Origin of the sequence: Bacillus sp. MMSF_3353 (genome assembly GCF_030733445.1) — a bacterium.
Taxonomy (GTDB): domain Bacteria; phylum Bacillota; class Bacilli; order Bacillales; family Bacillaceae_G; genus Bacillus_A; species Bacillus_A wiedmannii.
In genome coordinates this window covers 86,305-108,387 of the sequence record NZ_JASHJA010000003.1, presented here as the reverse complement: position 1 = coordinate 108,387, position 22,083 = coordinate 86,305, and the positions used below count along the sequence as shown (strand labels likewise).

At 34.9% G+C, this 22,083-nt stretch carries 14 protein-coding genes; 5 read left to right on the top strand and 9 right to left on the bottom strand.

Translation table 11 applies throughout. The features are described from left to right. Positions 1–15 precede the first annotated feature (15 nt). The gene (gene patB1 / locus RBB48_RS08570; protein WP_262719703.1) at positions 16–1,206 is read left to right on the top strand and encodes a secondary cell wall polysaccharide O-acetyltransferase PatB1; all 1,191 of its coding nucleotides are present in this window, start codon (positions 16–18) and stop codon (positions 1,204–1,206) included. A 95-nt stretch (positions 1,207–1,301) separates the two neighbouring features. On the opposite strand, the gene RBB48_RS08565 is transcribed toward patB1, so the two are convergent. The 4 genes from RBB48_RS08565 to RBB48_RS08550 all read right to left on the bottom strand — a co-directional run bounded on the left by RBB48_RS08565 (position 1,302) and on the right by RBB48_RS08550 (position 10,518). Beyond that, positions 1,302–3,893 carry an S-layer homology domain-containing protein gene (locus tag RBB48_RS08565; RefSeq protein ID WP_088062136.1) on the bottom strand — a complete coding sequence of 864 codons (2,592 nt, stop codon included), beginning with the start codon at positions 3,891–3,893 and terminating at the stop codon, positions 1,302–1,304. 715 nt (positions 3,894–4,608) lie between these two features. After that, entirely contained in the window at positions 4,609–7,074 is a 2,466-nt protein-coding gene (locus tag RBB48_RS08560; protein WP_306007534.1) for an S-layer homology domain-containing protein, read from the bottom strand. Positions 7,075–7,758: 684 nt separating this feature from the next. Continuing rightward, entirely contained in the window at positions 7,759–8,856 is a 1,098-nt protein-coding gene (gene csaB / locus RBB48_RS08555) for a polysaccharide pyruvyl transferase CsaB (RefSeq protein WP_306007533.1), read from the bottom strand. Positions 8,857–8,997: 141 nt separating this feature from the next. Next, positions 8,998–10,518 carry a putative polysaccharide biosynthesis protein gene (locus RBB48_RS08550; protein ID WP_087985744.1) on the bottom strand — a complete coding sequence of 507 codons (1,521 nt, stop codon included), beginning with the start codon at positions 10,516–10,518 and terminating at the stop codon, positions 8,998–9,000. Between the two features lie 282 nt (positions 10,519–10,800). Between RBB48_RS08550 and secA2 the strand changes: the two genes are divergently transcribed. Next, positions 10,801–13,167 carry an accessory Sec system translocase SecA2 gene (gene secA2, locus RBB48_RS08545; protein WP_306007532.1) on the top strand — a complete coding sequence of 789 codons (2,367 nt, stop codon included), beginning with the start codon at positions 10,801–10,803 and terminating at the stop codon, positions 13,165–13,167. A gap of 14 nt (positions 13,168–13,181) precedes the next feature. Further along, positions 13,182–14,063 (top strand): accessory Sec system S-layer assembly protein, encoded by an 882-nt coding sequence (locus tag RBB48_RS08540; protein ID WP_088062128.1) that lies wholly within the window; start codon positions 13,182–13,184, stop codon positions 14,061–14,063. Positions 14,064–14,178: 115 nt separating this feature from the next. Here RBB48_RS08540 and RBB48_RS08535 read toward each other — a convergent pair whose 3' ends face one another. Together RBB48_RS08535 and RBB48_RS08530 are read right to left on the bottom strand one after the other, a co-directional pair. Then, complete coding sequence (locus RBB48_RS08535) at positions 14,179–14,550, bottom strand: hypothetical protein (protein WP_087985747.1); 372 nt, start codon at positions 14,548–14,550, stop codon at positions 14,179–14,181. A 197-nt stretch (positions 14,551–14,747) separates the two neighbouring features. Beyond that, entirely contained in the window at positions 14,748–16,262 is a 1,515-nt protein-coding gene (locus RBB48_RS08530) for a SulP family inorganic anion transporter (protein ID WP_306007626.1), read from the bottom strand. 152 nt (positions 16,263–16,414) lie between these two features. Here RBB48_RS08530 and RBB48_RS08525 point away from each other — a divergent pair, with 152 nt between their 5' ends. Next, positions 16,415–16,879, top strand: a complete 465-nt coding sequence (locus RBB48_RS08525) for a hypothetical protein (protein ID WP_088057384.1) — start codon at positions 16,415–16,417, stop codon at positions 16,877–16,879. 90 nt (positions 16,880–16,969) lie between these two features. Here the strand turns inward: RBB48_RS08525 and RBB48_RS08520 are convergent, their stop codons facing one another. Then, complete coding sequence (locus RBB48_RS08520) at positions 16,970–17,818, bottom strand: MerR family transcriptional regulator (RefSeq protein ID WP_306007531.1); 849 nt, start codon at positions 17,816–17,818, stop codon at positions 16,970–16,972. A gap of 79 nt (positions 17,819–17,897) precedes the next feature. Here RBB48_RS08520 and RBB48_RS08515 point away from each other — a divergent pair, with 79 nt between their 5' ends. Beyond that, complete coding sequence (locus tag RBB48_RS08515; RefSeq protein ID WP_088062123.1) at positions 17,898–18,530, top strand: GNAT family N-acetyltransferase; 633 nt, start codon at positions 17,898–17,900, stop codon at positions 18,528–18,530. 120 nt (positions 18,531–18,650) lie between these two features. Here the strand turns inward: RBB48_RS08515 and RBB48_RS08510 are convergent, their stop codons facing one another. Together RBB48_RS08510 and RBB48_RS08505 are read right to left on the bottom strand one after the other, a co-directional pair. Continuing rightward, positions 18,651–20,207, bottom strand: coding sequence for a fatty acid--CoA ligase (locus tag RBB48_RS08510; RefSeq protein WP_088062120.1), 1,557 nt, complete (start codon positions 20,205–20,207; stop codon positions 18,651–18,653). Positions 20,208–20,412: 205 nt separating this feature from the next. Next, positions 20,413–21,903 (bottom strand): coproporphyrinogen III oxidase, encoded by a 1,491-nt coding sequence (locus tag RBB48_RS08505; protein ID WP_002007015.1) that lies wholly within the window; start codon positions 21,901–21,903, stop codon positions 20,413–20,415. Between the last annotated feature and the right edge of the window lie 180 nt (positions 21,904–22,083).

Here is a 22,083-nt window from a genome sequence, read left to right as displayed (position 1 = left end):
GAAGGAAAAGTTATTATGAAAAAATTGGGGAACCTCATCCTGTTTATCGGTTTTCTCACCATTATCTTTTCATTTGGCATATTATCGTTACTCAAAACAGACCGAGACATTTCACCAGTTGAAAATCGGCCGCTCGCTCAAAAACCAGCACTTACGAAAGAAGCTCTCCTAACTGGTAGCTTCTTTAAAGATTTTGAAACATACACAAATGATCAATTAATCGGACGAGATGAGCTTATTAAAAACTATACGATTGCCCAAATTAATATGGGCAAGTCTCTCATTAACGACATTATTTTAACTGATGATAAATGGCTCCTAAAAAACCCGGCGTGGACGACAAAATATAACGAAATTGACCAATCCATGCCTGCTATAAACGACTTATCTCAGTTTTTAAAAGAACAAAACGTCGAGTTTTACTTTGCTTTACCACCGTCAAAAACGAATGCATTATCATTTAAATTACCTTCTCATATTCACACTTATGCACAGGACAATTTAAATTACTTTCTAACAAAACTTCCAGCTGACGTAAAGCCAATAAAACTTATGGAACACTATAAACAGAACTATACGAACGAAGAAATACAGGACATGTATTTCAAAACAGATCATCATTGGAATATGGACGGTGCCTTCTTAGGCTACCAATATATAATGAACACAATCGGGCAACAGTCTTCTATATATAAAGGAAAAGAAATAAAAAAAGAAGACTACACTCGTACATGTGCGCAAAATAAACATTTAGTCGGAAGCTTCAACAACCAACTATACCAACTCATCGATGCAACTGGGGAAAAATTGTGCTACTACACACCGAAAGGCGGTTTCAACTTCACAAGCGTTACCGCAAAAGATGTGAAAGGTACTGTTCATCAAAACTTAGATGACATATACGGCGTAGAAAAACAAAAAGATACAACATCATACGCAGGATATTACACGGACGACTATCCAGAAATCGTCACCGAAAATAACAATGCACCAAATGAAGTACGCGCCTTAGTCCTAAAAGACTCATTCGCAAACGCAATCGTGCCACACTTAGCACAAAGCTTCAAACACACATCTATCCTCGACCTGCGTCACTATCACGAAAAAGATGTATATCAATACATTAAAGACAACAATATTAACATGGTATTGTTCGTGTATAGTGATTCGAATTTGATTGGGGATATGTTTAAGTTTAAGAAATAGAAAGAAGGCTCTTGTAAATGTACAAGAGCCTTCTTTCTATTAAAAAATCAGTGGGGATGAATCCCCACTGATTTTTCACTTCATCTATAATCGAATTATAGATTTGGGTTGTTAAGAACGTTAACGTGTACAGCTTGTGAACCGATTTCGCTTGTAATAACATTTTTATCTGTTAATACTTTGAATACTAATGTACCTTTGTCAGTGTACTTAGTAGTTAAAGTATCGTAAAGGTCTGCCTTGAAGTTTGGAAGTGTAGAATCACTTGTTTGAGATACTGTTACATCTCCAAGTTTTACATCGCCAGCGTTAAATACAGCATCGCCGTTTCTATCTAAGTAAAGTTTACCTTGCTCGTCACCAGATTTTACAACACGTACTTTATGTTGTGTTTCTTTCGTTAAGTTAATACCTTTTACGATATCATCAAGGTTACTCTTCTCAAGCTCTAATACAGTACCGATGTTGATTTTCTTCTCAACGAAGTTTTCTGTTTGAACTGGTTTGAAGTTTACAGATTTAATAGCGATTGTTTCTTGAACGATTTCAACTGTCGCTTTACCAGCAGTTGCACCATTTTTCGTTAAGTGGATATCAACTTTACCTGGTGCTTTACCTGTTACAACAACTTTATTTCCAACAATTTTAGCATCAGCTATATCTTTGTTTTTAGACTCAACTACATAACCCTCTAAGTTTTCAGGATCAGAGTATACGCGATCTGAAGTGTACTTAGATAATTGATACTCAACTTTGTTAGAAACATTTAGGTCAAGTTTCGTATCAGGTGATTGGCCGTATTGACCTACTTTAGATACAAGTTCAAAGTTTTTAAATGCAACGTTACCTTCTGTTACATTCACATATAATGAACCTAAAGTAGCTCCATTAGCATTTTGGAAGTGAACTGTACCTTCGCCTACTTCGTTACCTGTAACCGATACAGTTTTTGTACCGATTGAGCCAGCATCCGTTGTTACTACATCTAATCCACCTTCTGCAACTACACCTGTTTTTGGAAGAACTTCTTTAATTGCAGCTGAGTTAGCACCAAATGGATCACCATATTGGTCAGTTGTTACGAATGTAACAGGTAATGTTTTATTTTGAACAACTTGTAATTTGTCTGGGTTAGCTTTTACTGATACTAATTTACGAGAATCAGTCGTTACTTTAAATTTAACATCTTTCGTTACGTCACCTACTTTAATAGTAAGTGTAGCTTCACCAGCAGCCTCAGCAGTAATATAGTTGTTTACTACAGAGATAATACCGTGGTTTGAAGATTTGATGCTAATTGATCCTGGATCAACTACTTTATCTTCTCCAGCAATTGTAGCAACTAATTTACTAAGAGATGCTTTTTCACCAACAACTAAAGTTTGGCTATTTAAAGCAAAGTCTTTACCAGCAAGCTTGCTGCCATAGTTTACAGCACCATCATTATCAGCATCTACCGCAAATACAACATTTTTAATTGCAGAAGCTGGTGTATCAAGGTTTTTCACTGTAATAATACCAGTGTTAGAAACTGTTAAACCACCGCGTTTTGTAACTTGTACTTCTACTTTGTAGTCACCTTGCTTAATGCCAACAGCTAGTTTACCTGTAGTAGAAGTAGCTTCTCCACCTTCAAAGATGTTTGCTGATGTACCATCTAAGTTATTTGCTACAAATTTGACGTCATGATCTGCTAAGTTTAAGTACTCAACATCAGCGTTACCTTTTTCATCGTTTAATTTGAAAGCAACTGTTTGACCAGCACGATCATCGTCAAATGTAAGTTTTTCTACTGCTAATTTTTTCACTTCGTATACGAATTTCGTTACGAATGATTGATTTTTCACTTTTACAGTAAGATTTTTATTTGGAGCTACTTTACCACCAAGTGTTACAACTGCAGAAGTACCGTCAGCACTTGCTTCAATCGCAACAGCTTTGTCTCCATCAAGAGTTACATCTTCAGCAGCAAGCTTATCTAAACCAGTACCTGTTAATGTTAATTTCGTTGGTTCAGAAATTTTCACATCAGTTACATATGCTTGTGCATTATCTTTTTTGCCATATTTTTTATCTGCTACTGCGATAAATTTAGCTGCTTCTGCACGAGATACAGATTTATTTGGCTCCCATTTATTTCCGCCTGTTCCTTCAGAAAGTCCAAGATTGATTAGGATGTTTGCTTTTTCTTCACCCCAATGATCTAATAAATCTTCAAATTTTGTAACTAACTCGCCGTTAACTTTATCTTTTAAGTTATAAGCACCTACTATCATAGAAGCGAAAGAAGCACGGTCAATCTTTTTATCTGGAGAGAAGTTTTCTTTACCATCACCTCTAACAACACCCGCTTTTTCAACAGCTGCAATGTATTTAGAAGCCCAATGATTTTTAGCATCTTTGAAAGATGGTTGTGCACCCTCTTCAACTTTTAAACCTAAAGTAATTGCCATAATTTTCGCAGCAGAAGCACGATCAATTTCTTCAGCTGGAGCGTATGTACCATCTGGCTTACCTTCGATTGCACCTTTATCTACTAAGTAATTGATAGAATCTAATCCCCAATGACCAGCTGGAACGTCTGGGAATGATTTTCCTGCTGCTGCTACTGGAGATACAACACCTGCTACCATTGCTGCTGTCATTGTACCTGCGATTACTTTTTTGTAAGAGTTAGTCTTTGCCATTTTATAAATTTCCTCCTTCAGGAATATGCTACTAGTTTCATATCATATTAAATTTGAAAACTAGCTAGTTAGAAAAACCATAAAACAATAAAAGCACAAACAAAAATACTATAATGAAAAGTAGTTCATATAATAAAATGATACAAACCGTTAAATGTAAATATAAGGTTTAAATACCATTTTTTGAAACAAGTTCATCATACTATACAAAACTATTCGTTATCAAGAACTTTCTCAAAAGAAGATTCGACACATTCTGATAATTCAGTCTTTTCATTGTATTATTAGTATATTAATAATACTCAAATATAGAAATGAACAAACTGTTTTCCTATAAACCACTCTCACTGCGCTTCGTATATTTTTCATATCGAATACACAATTGGAATTATAGCACATATTTCCACTTCATCACTTAAATGTTTTTTACAATAAATACAATTTTCAGACTGCATTCGACTAAAATTATTGAATTTCGACATTTTATTCTTCTTTTCGAATGTTTTTTTAACAAAAAAAGGTGTGAATTTACAAATAATTTACATATTAATGAGATATTCTTCTATTTTTGAAAACGCTTTCGATTTATTTCTCAATAAAACGAACTACTAATTTGCAAAATATAATCTATTTTTTAGAGATCGTTTTATATAGAAATTAACCATAAAAAAAGAGCCCACATATTGTGGACTCTTTTCATTGAAATAAATTTCAATTAGCGAGTTGCTGTTACTGATTTGAAAGCAGCAAGTGCATTTCCTGCTTTGTCAGTAGTCTTAAACTCATATTTAGCATTATTTTCTAGTTCTTTAGCTTTTACTGTAACTGTACCAGTTGCTAAGTTAACATCTGTTGGAGCTGTTACTTTAAGAACTACGTCTTTAGAAGCTTCAGCTGTTACATCAGCTTTTGTCGTAGTTAATACTACACCGTTTAGGTCAATTACAAAGTCATTTGCATCAACGTTTACAGCTTCAGAGAATGTTAAAGTGATTTCTTTAGCATCAACTTTTGTAATTTTAGCTGATTTGAATTCAGGAGCTTTTGTATCTACAACATTTACTAATAAGTTTGTTGTACCCATTTTTACTCCATCTTTGTTTGCAACGTTAGCTACTGTGAATTTCACTGTTTCTGATTTTTCGAAAGTAAATGTTTCTGGTAATTCAATTGTTACTGATTTTCCATCAGCATTAACAACGATTAAAGTACCTTCTGGTAATTTAGCACCAGCTAAAGTGTAGTTGTTTGCATTAGAAGCTGAATCAGTGCCTTGGCCACCTTTTACTTCTTTATCAAATGTTACTGTAAACTTAGTTTTGCTATCTGCAACACGCTCAACTTTAGTTGCTTTTGGTGCTACTTCATCTTTTTTACCTTCTTCTTTTTTCTCTACAACTTTTACTTCTTTAGTAAATGCTGCAGATTCATTACCAGCTGTATCTTTTACAAATCCTTTTGTAGCAGCAACTTTATAGTTACCCTTTTCTGGGAATGTTAAAGTGATAGCTTTTTTATTATCCTCAACTGGAGCAACAGCTACTTCTTTAGTTACATCTTTACTTGTATCTAAGTTAATTACACGAAGTTTTCCTTCTTGCGCAGTTACATCTTTATCGAAAGTAAGTGTTGCTGCTTTATTTTCATTAGCTTCAACTTTTACGAAGTTAGGAGCTACAACATCTTTTGTAATTTTTACTTCTTTAGTTACTTTAGTACCTACATTGTTAGCTGCATCTTTGTAGCCAACAAATTCAACTGTAATGTTTGCAGCTGTTTCTTTCTCTGTAAGAGCTCCTGGTACTGTAACAATTGCTTTTGTAGTATCTTGATCAAGAGCGATTGTAGTACCTTCTACTACTTTATTACCTTTTTTAACTACTACTTTACCTTCTGCAGAAAGTTCTTCTGAGAATGTAACTTCTAATGTAGCTACGCCTTCAGCAAGTTCTTTCACTTTAACTTCTTTAACTTCTGGAGCTGTAACATCTTTTTCTACTTTATAAGTAGCTTTACCTTCGTACATTTCCATTGTGTTACCAACTAAATCTTTAGCACCAGTTACGATTACGTTAAATGCTTCACCGTTTTTAACTACAGATGCAACATCAGCTTTTGTTAATGTAACTGTATTGTCTACAGGAGAAGCTGTGAATTTCGTACCGTTAATAACAACAGTTACTTCATCTGCACTTAACTTTTCACTGAATACTACTTTAACATTTCCGTCTGGAGTAGATACTGTAGATACAGTTGGAGCTACTTCATCGTTAAAGAAAATTACTTCTAATGCTTTTGGAATGTCTTTTCCATCTACAGATTTAACCTCTTTAACATGTGCAACATAAGCTTGTTTATTTACAAGTGCATTTTTTAGTGTAATAGTTGCTGATTTTTTATCTTTGCTTAACTCAACTTTTTCAATATCAAGTTCTTTTGAACCTTCTACAACTGCAAAGTTTGCAGCAGTTACATCTTTAACTTCAGTACCGAATTTAACTTCGATCTCTTTAGCGTTGATTGCTTTAATAGACTCAACTTTAGCTTCTGCTTTTTGTCCGAACTGCATGTCAGTCTTAGCAATGAATTTAGCAGCTTCTGCACGAGTTACAGATTTATCTGGCTCCCAACCATTACCAGTACCATTAGTGATACCTAAAGCAACTAAAATGTTAGCAGCTTTTTTACCCCAGTGCTTTTCTAAATCAGAGAATTTAGTTTCTAATTCTCCGCTTACTTTGCTGTCTAATTTGTATGCTTTTACGATCATTGTTGCCATAGAAGCACGATTAATTTGGTTGTTTGGATTAAACTTACCAGTTTCATCCCCTTGAATCACACCAGCTTTTTCAACAGCTGCGATATATTTAGCAGCCCATGAATCTTGAGCATCTTTGAAAGATGGTTTTGCACCCTCTTTAACTTCTAAACCTAATGTAATTGCCATAATTTTCGCAGCAGAAGCACGGTCAATTGCTTCAGTTGGAGCGAATGTTCCGTCTGGCTTACCTTCGATTGCTTTTTTTGCTACTAAATAATCAATGTACTCTGCACTCCAAGAACCAGGTTGAACGTCTGGGAATGATTTTCCTGCTGCTGCTACTGGAGAAACAACACCTGCTACCATTGCTGCTGTCATTGTACCAGCGATTACTTTTTTGTAAGAGTTAGTCTTTGCCATTTTATATATTTCCTCCTTAGGAATGTAATACTAGTTCCATAAGTTTTTAAATAGATATTCTATTTATTTTTGAAACTAGTAGATATAAATGTGGTTAACATATTCTTTGTACAGAATAATAGAATATCCTGTATTACGGAATCGTAAAGAAATCATACACCCTTTTCATCCAATTTAAAATCTCAAATTCGACAAAAAAGTGAATTTTCGAAATTCTGAACGATCATTTTTTCGACTTTTATTTTAAAACATCCAGATTATAAAATCAGAATATTTTAAATGAACGGAAAAACGCGTCAGAATTACATTTTCAACCATCTTCTTATAACCATTTACAACTATAACAGAAAAACGTTTCCAATTTCAATATTTAACTATGAAGATATTACGACATTAATCGACAGCTTATTTTTATATACTTCGACATTTTTATTACATTCTCATTCTTTAAAATTAACAAACCTATTTTCTTATAATTTACCAAATAAAACGCATAATCCTAACATTCTCTATATAAGAATGTTAGGATTATCAAACATACATCTTATCTCTCAAACTTCTTTTTTATGAGCATACATTTAAAAGTATTTATACAATTCGACATTTTTCTACAAATATTTATTTTCTTTCGACATTTTATATTTTTCAACTAATAAAAAAAGAGGATGTCCTCTTAAATTAAGATTACATTCCCCTTTTTTCGAACTCTTTTGAATTCAAGTCACTTATGATGTAGCGAGACGCTGTTGAAATTTGTTCTCTCAATTCTTCTACTCTTTGTTCCAATGTTTCTTGTACATATTCTTTTTGTTCCAGTTGTTTCGTTGCCACGTTATACAAAGTTTCAGCCGTCCAGTCACCATCTACGTTTCCGATAATCGGCTGATTTACTTGTTGTAAAAATGAATCGATCTTTGGATCATATGAAATACCGACCATAGGAATATTAGCAACCGCTGATAATATAAGCGCATGAAGTCTCATACCTATTAGAAGCGAACATTCCGACAAAATTGAAATTTTCTCATGAATATCCAGCTTATACGGAAGCATATGAGCTTCTTCTCCCATTAAGTTAATAATATCGCGTGATGCATTTTGATCAAATGGTCCGTGCATTGGTACGAATAAAATATGGTATCCTTCACGCTTAAATTTTTTCAGCGTATCTGCTAGCTTCTTCATATAATCTTCTTTCGCGTCCCAATACCTCACACTAACTCCAATTACTTTCCCTTGAATCGAATGTTTTTGCAGCCAATCCGACTTCATTCCTTCTGGTTGACATGCCAATACTGGATCTGGAACTAGTTCGATCTCTTTCTTAATACCCATTTCTTTTAAATACAAAAATGAATCTTCATCACGAACTGATATATATGCCGCTTTTGATACTTGCCATTTCACTAATAAACGATTTTGTCTTTTCGTAATTGGACCAATTCCTTGCGCGTAAATATAATACGGCTTCTTCAAAAAACGAGCAATCCGCATAATACCTGTATAGTACAAAATGCTTTTAATACTCGTTTTATCTTGAAGGAGACTTCCCCCTCCGCTAATTAAACCGTTACTTCTCTTTATTTCCTTATAAATTGCTCTTATATCCCAGCGATTTACTGCCTCTACACCGTACATTTTTCTTGTATAGTCGGGGTCATTCGAAAGTACAACAAGCTCAAGAGTAGGATTCTCTTCATGTAGCGCTTTAATAATTGATTGCAAAATTGCTTCGTCCCCAACATTATAAAAACCATAATATCCTGATAAAACTAACCGCACTCTTAATCTCCTCCAACATTTCGCAATCAACTTTTTGTCATTCAACAAATTGCTATCAACTCTTTAATAAGAAAAGTTGGATAACTTCAAATTGATTTCTTTCACAAACATATACATAGCCATACTCATTTATAGACAAATTTACTTACTTAAAAATGGAATTTGCTTTTTGGATATCCAGTTCAACTTTAATGCGCATATGCCATATATGAACAAGGCCACACAAAATGCTAAACCACTATACATCATTGCAATAAATCTAGAATCTACCACATTTATTACAGTAGATGTGAAATATAATCCTATACCTACTATACTAGATACTCCGATTACAGCAAAAAATCTCCCCATGCGAATTGAATAAGCCAATTCTTTTCGAATGTATATATAATTTACGATACAAATTATGATATATATGATCAGTGTACTATAAGCCGCACCAGTTATGCCAAATTGACTTACGAGTACTATATTTAATATGACTTTTACAAAACTCGCTCCAACAACTATCCACGCCGCTTGCTTAGAACGGTTAATTCCTTGCAAAATCCCTATTGATAATACCATAAGTGATGTGAAATACGAACTACCAATTAAAATAGCTAACATGCCGCTCCCTTTAGCATCTGTAAACAACCCAACATTTAACGGGACTGTAAGTGCCATGAGCCAGATTGTTATCGGCGTTGTTAAAACATGAGCAAGCTCATTTGTTCGTTCAATTGTGTGTTTTGCTAACGCTATATCTTTCTTTGTTAATGCAGCAGTTAACAACGGGATTAACGGAAATACCATCGCGCTTGCAAACACGACAATTAATTGTGTAAACGCAAAGCCACGACTATATATACCAAATTGTTCTTGAATCGTTGTAGTGGATTCATGCAACATATGTGGAATCGTTACAGAATCAACTAAATTTAACAACGGCATCGATAATGCTCCAATCGCAATTGGAATCGAAACCTGAAGTATCTTTTTTGCATTTTCTTTAAAGTCTTGCAGTGAATATGTATTACTTTTATAACGATATATACTTTTTACATACTTCAATCTCAAATAGATAAGTGACGTAATTACCCCAAGGCAAGAACCAATCATTGCGCCGCCTGTTACAACATCACTATCTTTATTCCAAGATACGAATAAGAATGCAATTGCTAACATAAAGAAAACACGAATGAACTGCTCAATCACTTGTGACACCCCGGTAGGAATCATATCTCCAAAACCTTGGAAATACCCTCGATATACCGCCATATATGGTGCGATTAATAAAGCAAACGAAGTGACAATTAATGGGAGTCTCGTATCTTGTCCACCAAGCATATTTGCAAACATACTTGATCCAATCATAATAACCGAAAATCCAAGCACCCCAAATATTACTCCAATAATAGATGCTGACGTAAATAGTTTGGCAATCCCGCCCTGGTCATTCTTCTCATGAAGTTCAGCGATTAACTGTGATATAGCTAGCGGTACTCCCGCTACTGATAAAGTTAAAGCTATCATATATACAGGAAAAACAAGGCGGAAAATCCCAAGCACTTCATCTCCTGCTATATTTTGTAATGGGATTTGAAAAAAACTTCCCAACACTTTCGATAGAAACGTTGTAATCGTTAAAATCGCAGCGCCTTTCACAAACTTATTATTCATCTTCTAGCTCTTTTCTTTCAATATATAATTTAAATACTTATTACATCATAAAACGAGATAGCTATATTCTTCTCTTTTTTGAAAATTTTCACTTTATCTCATTTAGCTATCATACCAAATTTCTTATACATTGAATACTCTCTTTCTTTATGCCCTTCAAATATAGCATGTGCAATAACACCTTATTTATATCCAGTTTTTTCTTCAATTTACTACTTCTACTTATTCCAGATAAACATGTGCTATAATGTAGCTATTGTCAGTAAGAGGAGTGTTTACAACATGCTGAATTCGGTAAAAAAGCTGTTAGGAGATTCTCAAAAGAGAAAACTAAAAAAATATGAACAACTTGTTCAAGACATTAATAATCTAGAAGCAAAACTATCTGCTTTATCTGATGAAGAATTACGTCATAATACTATTATATTTAAAAACATGCTACATGATGGAAAAACAGTGGATGATATAAAAGTAGAGGCGTTCGCTGTTGTACGTGAAGCAGCAAAGCGTGTACTTGGATTACGACACTACGATGTGCAGTTAATTGGTGGCCTTGTACTATTAGAAGGTAATATTGCAGAGATGCCAACTGGCGAAGGAAAAACATTAGTTTCTTCTCTTCCAACATACGTACGTGCTCTTGAAGGAAAAGGCGTTCACGTTATTACTGTAAATGACTATTTAGCAAAACGAGATAAAGAATTAATTGGCCAAGTTCATGAATTTCTAGGTTTAACGGTTGGATTGAATATTCCTCAAATCGATCCTACCGAAAAGAAACTTGCTTACGAAGCTGATATTACATATGGTATTGGAACAGAATTTGGCTTTGACTATCTACGTGATAATATGGCCTCTTCAAAAAATGAACAGGTACAACGTCCCTATCATTTTGCTATTATCGATGAGATTGATAGCGTTTTAATTGATGAAGCGAAGACGCCTCTTATTATCGCGGGTAAGAAATCAAGCAGCACTGATTTACACTATTTATGTGCAAAAGTTATTAAATCATTCCAGGATACTCTTCATTACACGTACGATGCAGAATCGAAATCTGCTAGTTTTACAGAAGACGGTATTACAAAAATAGAAGATTTATTTGATATCGATAACCTATATGATTTAGAACATCAAACTTTATATCATTATATGATCCAAGCATTACGAGCTCATGTCGCTTTCCAATGTGATGTTGACTATATTGTACATGATGAAAAAATTCTACTTGTAGATATTTTCACGGGCCGCGTTATGGATGGTCGCTCTTTAAGTGACGGTTTACACCAAGCTCTTGAAGCAAAAGAAGGTTTAGAAATCACTGAAGAAAACCAAACGCAAGCATCCATTACAATTCAAAACTTCTTCCGTATGTATCCAGCATTATCTGGTATGACAGGTACAGCAAAAACGGAAGAAAAAGAATTTAACCGTGTATATAACATGGAAGTTATGCCAATTCCGACAAACCGTCCTATCATTCGTGAAGACAAAAATGACGTCGTGTACGTAACAGCCGATGCTAAATATAAAGCTGTACGTGAAGATGTTCTAAAGCACAATAAACAAGGACGCCCGATTTTAATTGGGACAATGTCTATTTTACAATCTGAAACCGTTGCGCGTTACTTAGATGAAGTGCATATTACATATCAATTATTGAATGCGAAAAGCGCAGAACAAGAGGCCGATTTAATTGCAACAGCTGGACAAAAAGGACAAGTTACAATTGCGACGAATATGGCCGGACGAGGTACTGATATTATACTAGGTGAGGGTGTTCACGAACTTGGTGGATTACATGTAATCGGGACAGAACGCCATGAATCAAGACGCGTTGACAATCAGTTAAAAGGTCGTGCTGGTCGTCAAGGAGATCCAGGTAGTTCTCAGTTCTTCCTTTCTTTAGAAGATGAAATGTTAAAACGTTTCGCACATGAAGAAATGGAGAAATTAAATAAATCACTGAAGTCAGATGAAACAGGACTTATTCTAACTTCTAAAGTTCATGACTTCGTGAACCGTACACAATTAATTTGTGAAGGTAGCCATTTCTCAATGCGTGAGTACAATTTAAAGTTAGATGATGTAATAAATGACCAACGTAACGTTATTTATAAATTACGTAATAACTTGTTACAAGAAGATATAAATATGATTGAAATTATTATTCCAATGATTGATCATGCTGTAGAAGCCATTTCTAAGCAATATCTTTTGGAAGGTATGCTTCCAGAAGAATGGGATTTCGCTAGTTTAACAGCAAATATAAATGAAATTTTACCAGTAGAAAACATGCCATCACTATCAGCGAATAATGTACATTCACCGGAAGATTTACAATCCGTTTTGAAAGAAACATTATCTCTTTATAAAGAGCGCGTAAATGAGCTAAATAGCCATACTGATTTACAGCAGTCGCTACGATATGTTTCCCTTCATTTCCTAGATCAGAACTGGGTAAATCACTTAGATGCAATGACTCACTTAAAAGAAGGCATCGGGCTAAGACAATATCAACAAGAAGACCCTACTCGTCTTTATCAAAAAGAAGGCTTAGATATCTTTTTATACACATATGGTAATTTCGAAAAAGAAATGTGCCGCTATGTTGCAAGACATTTAGGTGTTCCTGAAAACGTACAATAACGAGGTGAAAGATTATGTTATCATTCCTAAAAAGAGCTAAGAAAAGCGGAAAAGATACGACTGTCTCTAGTAATCAATTATTCGGACAAGAAGAAACAAATACTGAAAATAAAACAGTAAAACCAACGCTTTACTTCCACCCTAGCTGGGGTGCAGTAGCACAAGAACAAAAATACATTTATCAATTTTTACATAAAGAACTAACACGTTTACAAGAATATCAAATTTCTTTATCTGGAATTGAGATTGAAAAACGTGATAATGGTTATGACGTAGCTGTATTTATTCGTAGCACTGTTCCGAAACCAATTTCTTTCGAAGAGGTTACATTAATCCTTCTAAATAAAGAGAAGAAACTATGTGCCCGCAAAACATTTAACCTTTCTGCATTAGGAGATATTCCTGCAAATGTAAATATGCCATTCATCTTTACATTTGAGCAAGAAACAATTACAGGTGCCGAATTATCGCAAACAGATTGGGAATTAGCGTTTGAACTTGAAAGTAAGCATGTATTAGATTTAGACCCATCTTGGGAAGCTCAGTTACCTGAAGCAAGCAAAGAAGCTTTACGTAATTTCGTAGACAATTTAACACCTCCAAATGATGGTGAAATTAACTTCCTAGGTCTGCAAGCTGCAAGAAAAGAAAACGGTGATTTACATACAACGCTTCTTATTCGTAACGGTTGCAAAGACGACATTCAACTAGAGCAACTTCCTCTTCACATTGAAGATGCAGCAGGTGCAGTTGTTGTTAAAGGTGCTTTCACATTACCGAACCTTGAAATTAAAACGAACACTACAAAACCGTGGTCATTTGTCTTCCCTGCTTCATCTATATTAAAAGAAGATATGGATCTATCTTCTTGGAAAGCATTTGTACCACAAGACTAATAATAAAGAGAGGCTGCTTCCAAAGCTACCTCTCTTCTTCTTTTTCGTACAAAAAAGCCTGTTCAAAAAGATGGTCATCACACCTCCTTGGACAAGCTTATTCTTTATGTAAAATTTACTTCGTTACTAATAAACGTTCAATATGATATTCAGCTTCTAATTTGCACATTTCATCTGCATGGTTCACTTTATTTCTCTTTAATTGCTCCACTTGCTCTTCGGTCGGTTTTTCATTAATAAACTCGTTAATTTTTTCATTCACTTTCATCGCTAATGCTTGATGGAAATCTGGATGTCCTTTCAACTCTTCGTCTACTTTATTAATCCAAGTTGATTTTGTGTATAAATACTGTTTCCACTGTTCAACAAATTGCTGCATATCAAATTTTTCTTCATGCCATTCAATTTCTTTCATATACTTCTCAAAAGAAACAACAATTGATCGCGTAATCCCGATCTTCACTCCATGTGGTAACTGTTTGTACATCAAATATTCCCTCCAGCTTACAGCTCTTCCTTCTGAATATAAAGGAATCTCAAAATTCATATACCTTCTTATAATAGCACATACCTAATCTAGAATGTTACTATACTGCTAAGATTAATAAATGTCAATAACATAAAAACATCACGATATAAAGATATTGAACACAATAAAAAACACCCTCATACGAGGGCATTTCCTTACATAGCACCAGCTTCTACAAACTGTAATTTATCTTTCTGCTCATTACTCGCCAGCGTTACTAACGTTTTTTCAATATGAGTAGGCACTTGTTCTAGCGTCACACTCACTCCTGACTTATCCGACTGCTCAATGAAATTAAATAACGCCATTGCGCCTGATACATCCATATAGCGCACATCTTTCATACGTAAAACAACCGGAGACTTTACGTCTTGTAAAGCATAAAAAATACGATCCACTGTTAAAAATGAAAGTGGGCCTTTAATTTTATATGTCGCGTCTTTTTCTTTTACAATAGAAGCTTTACGTTCTTTACATTTCACCATGTATATAATGAACGAAAGAATAATACCGAACGCAACAGCAATCATTAAATCGAACTTCACTGTGACAATCATCGTTACGAGCATAACAATGACATCACCTTTTGGTGCTACATGCATTTTCTTCATGCTTTCCCAATCAAACATTCCAATACCAGTTATAATTAAAATACCTGATAATACAGCAAGCGGAATGTATTGTACGACCGATCCAAGTCCCATAATGAAAATAAATAATATAACACTATGCATACTTGCTGAAAGCGCCGTTTTACCACCGCTTCTTATATTAACGATAGACCGTACAGTCGCCCCTGCCCCTGCTAATCCGCCAAACAACCCGCTCATCATATTACCGATACCTTGTCCGACCAGTTCTTTATTACTTTTATGACGTGTACCTGTCACATTATCCATTACGACCGATGTTAGCAACGAGTCAATCGCTCCTAATAAAGCAATACTAAGCGCTGGTAAAATAAGTTCTGCAATCCCTGTTCCATTTAAAGATGGAATATGAAGCGTCGGCATCGCTTCTGGAATCGTCCCAATTTTTTCAATCACCTTATTTAATGACAAGTTTCCGATAATCGGTAACTTCACTGTAAGCCCTTCTAACGCAGAAGAAAATAAAGGAAGCAAAGCAGTTACACCGACTAATGCAACTAAACTAGACGGAATAGCCTTAATCCATTTTCCAGAAACAATCATTACAATAATCGTTAATACTACGAGTAGAAAACTATTTTGCACATGCTTTATTTCACCTAAAATAATAATTAATGCGATTCCGTTCATAAATCCTGAAACGACAGGATACGGAATGTATCGAACGTAAGATCCAAGCTTACATACACCGAATAAAATTTGAAACAGTCCCGCCATCATAAAGGCTATAAAACTCGCCTCTAATCCGTGCGTCGCAATAACTCCTGTTGCAATAACCGTAATCGGTCCAGTTGGCCCCGTTACCTGCCCAGGTGTACCACCAAATAACGCCGCAAATAAACCTGCAAAAATCGCACCATACAATCCGACTAGTGCTCCCTCAGATGTTCCCGTTGCAGCAATACCAAATGCAATGGCAAGTGGCAACGCAACAATCGCAACAGTAAAACCTGCTAAACATTCCTTTGCTATTTTTTGAAACATATAAATAACCACCTTCACATTAAGTCCACGTTCCATTGTACACCTAAAAGAATACATTCGTTAGTCCACTTTTTACAGTATCGTGACGTAAACGCATTCAATTGTAAGCTCACGCCGCATCTTTGGAAACCGTTGTAACTGTGCTATAATAGATAAATTAAATCTTTTATTATATATTTGGAGGCACTATGCTAACTTTTGAAGAAAAATTATCGATTATTGAATCTTTCCCTGAATTAGAAAGAAAGAACGTATCATTAAAACGCGTGAACTTTCACTTTGAAGAAAGTCGTTTAGATAAAAAGAACGTTGTATATCATTTACATCCAAACGGAAACGGCTTTGTATATGCAAATGGTATTAAAGGTTATAAAACGGATGATAAAGGTATGATTAACATCCGCGAATTTTCAGCAGATGAATTACGCTCAGTAATTGAGCAATCAATTGAACTATTATCTCAAGAAGAAATCGTAGTTCCTGCAGAACCTGCGAAAGAAGAAGAATGGCATAACGAAGACGGCCATATCCTTACTCTTATCTCAGAGGATGATATGTGGAACGTGTACGCTGGTGTAAACTTAGACGGTACATTCAACTCTTATCCAGAAGCTGCGGAATACCTTGATGAAGAAGGATTTTCACGTAAGTAATACGATTTAAGGAGGCCGTCCCATTTTTTAGGGATGGTCTCTCTTATTAAGTAAGTAGGCTTTTTGGATCGTCCCCCTAAATTTATAGCATCAAAACTTCTTATTCTCACTATCCCCTATCAAAATTTGAATTTGACAACTATACGTCTCCGCATTAAAAATATCACTAACTAACTCCACTTCAATAAAACTCTCTACTTCTATACTATTTTCTTTCATATATTTAATCATAGTATTTCTACGTTCCTCTTCATTCTCTTTACTATACGCTAACGTTATATATTTCCCGCCCGGTAATACTTTTATATTTTGCATCTCTTCCATATGTACATCATCTCGTACTTTATTAAAAACATACTTCGGTTCTACATCCCAATCTTCATTTACGTTGTAGAGAATCCCCATCTCCATTTCCATTTTCTCTTCATAATCTTGCACGATTTTCTCTAAATCGGAATAATACAGCAACTCCTGTAAACTCCCTACTTCTTTACAAGGCGCAACAACGACATAACGTTGTTCAAAAAATTCAATAGAGATTTCATCATTCTTTAATATTTCCTGTGAACTCACTACTTTCGCATGTAAGTCATCAATCGTTTCCATTACCTCTTTCATTTTCTTTATATGCTCTTCTGCTTCTTCTCTCTTCACTTGTAAAAATCGTAGCAATTTATCCGTATTACGTTCCTTAAAAATCTCTTGCAGCTCTACTATGCTCGTGTTCAACTCTCGACAGCTTTTTATAATATCAATGTGAATAAATTGATCTATAGAATAATATCTATACCCCGTTGATTCATCAACATGTTTTGGAATAAGAATCCCCATCTTATGATAGTATCTTAGCGCTTTTATCGTAATATCCTTTATTTTTGCAACTTCTCCAATAGAAAACATTTTTTTCATTTGCATCTCTTCCCTTATATTTTTTCGCATACAACCATTGACTCTCCCCTTAGAGAAGCCCTTACTATTTATAATAAGTCATTTACATTAATAAAGGGAGTATACAATTATGAACACAGTAAAATATAGAAGTCTTGTTAAGGAAGACTATGAGCCTATAAAACATTTAATCGGTGAAGCATTTGGATTTAATGAATTCATTACAGATAAAAAATTTTTAAACTCAGTATTAAACTTTTATCTACACAGTTGTATTTTAGGAAGTTCCTTCAGTAAAGTAGCCGAAAAAGATAATAAAGTGATTGGTGTCATTTTAGGCGATTCTGAAAAAGATAAAAACCGTTTAAAGAGCTTCCATAACACTGTTAGCTTTGCCTTTAACACGCTAAAGCTATTCATAACGAATAAAGAGAATAGGGAATTTCTAAAAGCATTTATACAAGTACAAAAAACATATAAAGAACTCATTCAAGGAAAAGAAAATCAATTTCAAGGCTGTATACAATTATTCATCGTATCCGAAGAATCTAGAGGTCTTGGAGTTGGGAAGTCTTTACTAAACGATTTGTTCCAATATATGAAAAAAGAAGACGTAACATCTTTATATTTATATACAGATAACGAATGCAACTATGAATTTTATGATAGACAAAACTTCCAACGCATACAAGAAAAAGCAGTTAATTTTGGACCAAAGGAAGAAGATTTCAACGTATTTTTGTACCGCTATAACTTTAACTAATTAATATGTACACTTGATGCTTACAAAAATAATAAAAAGCGGAGATACATACTCTCCGCTTTTTTACATATACACTATTTCCTTATTAAAAAAGATAATCTTATTTGTATAAATCGGTTTCTATTGTTTTGCGCCTTTCAACGACTCTCTCAGGACAAATTTTTGTAATTTCCCACTCGCATTACGAGGCAGTTCATCCACAAATAAATAGTGACGTGGACGTTTATAATCTGCTAATTCATCACTTTCTTTACAATATATTTCCAAATCCTTTTCTGTAATCGCTTCATCTTTCTTTACAACAACAGCCACAACACGTTCTCCCCATAATTCATCTGGCTCACCAAGCACCGCAACATCTAATATACCAGGATGACTATGTAGAAAATCTTCAATTTCACGTGGATAAATATTAACGCCTCCGCTAATTACCATATCATCCACACGATCTGCGACGAATAAATAGCCATCTTTATCGAAGTAACCTAAATCACCAGAGTGATACCATCCTTTATACATCGATTTTGCATTTGCTTCTTCTCGGTTATGATAACCAGCCATCATAGTTGGGCCGCGTAAAATAATCTCCCCTACTTCATAAGGAGGTAATACATCATCTGGTTCTGCTGGTGCATCATCATTTGGTTTTACAATGCGGATTTCATGACTAAAGCACGGTGTTCCTGCTGAACCTGCTTTCGTAATTTGATCTTCTTCTACAAGAAACGCAACAACTGGTCCCATTTCTGTCATTCCGTATATTTGTACGAGATCAATATAAAGACGTTCTTTACATTCCTTCACTAATGCTGGAGCCATTGCCGCTCCTCCATATATACCAATCTTCATCGATGTTAAATCGTACTGCGTTAAATCTTTTTGCAGTAACATATTCCACATCGTCGGTGCTGCAAAAAATGTCGTAATCTTCTCTTCTTGAATCGTATGTAATACTCTATCCGTATCAAAGTGATGTAAAATAACATTCTTTCCACCAACTTGAATACGCGGAATGATTCCAGCATTTAACTCGCCGCAATGATATAAAGGCGCCACTACAAGCCCAGCACTATCTCTATTATATTTTAAGAAATACGTACAAATCATACTATGCTCAGCCATTTCACGATGACGATGTAGCACGCCTTTCGGATGACCTGTCGTACCGCTCGTATATAGCATAGAACAATAATCCATTTCATCAATTTCGATATCTACTTTGTCAGAAGATGCTGCGTTCACTTTTTCATGGTAAGAACTAGCATAGGAAGGTGTATCGTCTTCTACGTACCAAAAAGACGAATTTGGAAAATCTCGTTCAATGATAGCAACAGTTGATTCAACTGCTTTTTCAAAGACTACTACTTTCGAGGTTGCATCTTGGAGGATATACGATAATTCTTTTGCTTTTAGGCGGAAATTAATCGGGTTAAAGATCGCTCCAATTTTCGCACAAGCTAAGTAAACGTTTACAAATTCACGGCAATTATATAAGTAAACAGATACAGTATCTCCCTTTCTTACCCCTTCTTTCAATAGAGCTTGCGCCGTTTTATTTATTTGCTCATCCCACTGTTTATATGTCCAGCGAATATTTTTTTCCGGCTCTACTAACGCCTCTTTATTCGGATACTTACCAACCGCTAAATCAAATATTCTCCCTATCGTCATGTACATGCCAACAATTTCCCCCTTTTCTCTTTCATAAATCTATCATTTCGTCCATAAGTAGACATTGTCCTCTAATGATTTGACTAATTTTTCTGATTATTATCGACATAGTTTTACAAACAGTGTGGTCTCTTGATAAGTGAAATTATAGCAATTTACTCACAACAATATAAAAAAGAGGCTGTTCCAAATCGGAACAACCTCTTTCTTCTTATACGAATAGCTCTTCTAAAATTTTCAGTTTGTCTTCTGTATATTTTACGAAGCCATCGTTATATGATTTTGGATCTTTCGGATTTGCGAAGTGCGTAATTGCGCCTGTCTTCGGATGAACAAATTTACTTGATGCACCACAGCCAAGTCCGATAATCGATTGAACTTCTTCCATAATAACAATGTTATAAATACTTTCTTGCGTCGGCATTGCATAACCAACGTTCTCTAAGTTACCTAAAATATTCTTTTGACGATATAGGTAATATGGTACGTAATTATGCTTTTGCGTCCACTCTTCTGCTTCGTGCATCATCGCTGTAATTTCTTCGCGACCAGCTACTTTATATTTACGTTTGTTTTGCGTCATTTCAGAAGCACGTTTGAATGATAACGTATGAACTGTTAACGATTCTGGCATTAACTTTTCTGTTTCATCTAACGTATGCTTGAAAATATCTAGCCCTTCACCAGGAAGACCAATAATTAAGTCCATATTAATATTGTTCATTCCCATTTCACGAGCTAAGTGATACTTCTCAATTGTTTCTTCTACAGTATGATGACGCCCAATTGCTTTTAATGTCTCTTGATGGTATGACTGCGGATTAATACTAATACGGTCAATGTTCCATTTATTTAACACTTCTAGTTTTGCTGGCGTAATTGTATCTGGGCGACCTGCCTCAACTGTTACTTCACGCACATTTTTCACATCTGGGAACGCTTCATACATTTCTTCATACAGCATATCCATCTCTTCTGCTGTAATACTTGTCGGTGTACCCCCGCCGTAATAAATCGTCGTAACTGTTACACCTTTTTCTTTTAAAAACTTACCAATTTCCCGAACTTCATAATGTAAACCACCTAAGAATGAATCAACAGAGCCTTGGCGTCCGTTAATTGCATACGCCGGGAATGTACAATATGCACATTTTGTTGGGCAGAATGGAATACCGATATAAATACTTACTTCCTCTTTCAAACGGTATAAATCCGGAACTACCGCTAATTGGCAATCCACAATACGCTGAAGAAGTTCAATTTTCTCTTCATGAATTAAATAGCTTTCACGAAGTTCTTGGTGTGCTTCTTCTTTTGACATACCACTTTGAAGCATTTTATGAAGAAGTTTTGTCGGACGAACTCCTGTTAAAATGCCCCAGCTTTGTTCAAGACCAGTTAACTGCTGAAGAACAGAAAGATATACATAAGAAACAACGTGCTTCACTTGCTTCATACGCTCTTTTTCATCTGTGAAAGCAGATAAATCTTTTGCGAAAGTTTCTTCATACACATTTCCAGTAGCAACATCTGTTAAACGAGCAGATGCTTTCACATTCTCTTCAATGTGTATATCAACGATAAGATTTGCTTCCTCTTGTTCAAATCCAATCGTACTATCTTCAAAAAATAAGCCGCCAATATTTTGCAGCGGACGTAAAAAACGATCATCTTGTAACGTTTTAATTGAAATTAACAACATTATCACCTTTTCATTTGCAAACTCTCTTTAGTTTACTTGAAGGGCGTTTGTAGGTCAATACAGAAGGTTTTACCTTATTTCTATATCCTATTTAAAACAAACTGAATATTAGTTTTTCACGAACTTTTCCTAGTTGTATAGACATTACAATATGCTCTTGTTACAATCTAGAACGTATTA

What these genes read in the sequence shown, in the direction of transcription:
- patB1 (WP_262719703.1), top strand. Translation starts at nt 16, where the DNA reads ATGAAAAAATTGGGGAACCTCATCCTGTTTATCGGTTTTCTCACCATT.
- RBB48_RS08565 (WP_088062136.1), bottom strand. Translation starts at nt 3,893, where the DNA reads ATGGCAAAGACTAACTCTTACAAAAAAGTAATCGCAGGTACAATGACA.
- RBB48_RS08560 (WP_306007534.1), bottom strand. Translation starts at nt 7,074, where the DNA reads ATGGCAAAGACTAACTCTTACAAAAAAGTAATCGCTGGTACAATGACA.
- RBB48_RS08550 (WP_087985744.1), bottom strand. Translation starts at nt 10,518, where the DNA reads ATGAATAATAAGTTTGTGAAAGGCGCTGCGATTTTAACGATTACAACG.
- secA2 (WP_306007532.1), top strand. Translation starts at nt 10,801, where the DNA reads ATGCTGAATTCGGTAAAAAAGCTGTTAGGAGATTCTCAAAAGAGAAAA.
- RBB48_RS08540 (WP_088062128.1), top strand. Translation starts at nt 13,182, where the DNA reads ATGTTATCATTCCTAAAAAGAGCTAAGAAAAGCGGAAAAGATACGACT.
- RBB48_RS08535 (WP_087985747.1), bottom strand. Translation starts at nt 14,550, where the DNA reads ATGTACAAACAGTTACCACATGGAGTGAAGATCGGGATTACGCGATCA.
- RBB48_RS08530 (WP_306007626.1), bottom strand. Translation starts at nt 16,262, where the DNA reads ATGGAACGTGGACTTAATGTGAAGGTGGTTATTTATATGTTTCAAAAA.
- RBB48_RS08525 (WP_088057384.1), top strand. Translation starts at nt 16,415, where the DNA reads ATGCTAACTTTTGAAGAAAAATTATCGATTATTGAATCTTTCCCTGAA.
- RBB48_RS08520 (WP_306007531.1), bottom strand. Translation starts at nt 17,818, where the DNA reads ATGCGAAAAAATATAAGGGAAGAGATGCAAATGAAAAAAATGTTTTCT.
- RBB48_RS08515 (WP_088062123.1), top strand. Translation starts at nt 17,898, where the DNA reads ATGAACACAGTAAAATATAGAAGTCTTGTTAAGGAAGACTATGAGCCT.
- RBB48_RS08510 (WP_088062120.1), bottom strand. Translation starts at nt 20,207, where the DNA reads ATGTACATGACGATAGGGAGAATATTTGATTTAGCGGTTGGTAAGTAT.
- RBB48_RS08505 (WP_002007015.1), bottom strand. Translation starts at nt 21,903, where the DNA reads ATGTTGTTAATTTCAATTAAAACGTTACAAGATGATCGTTTTTTACGT.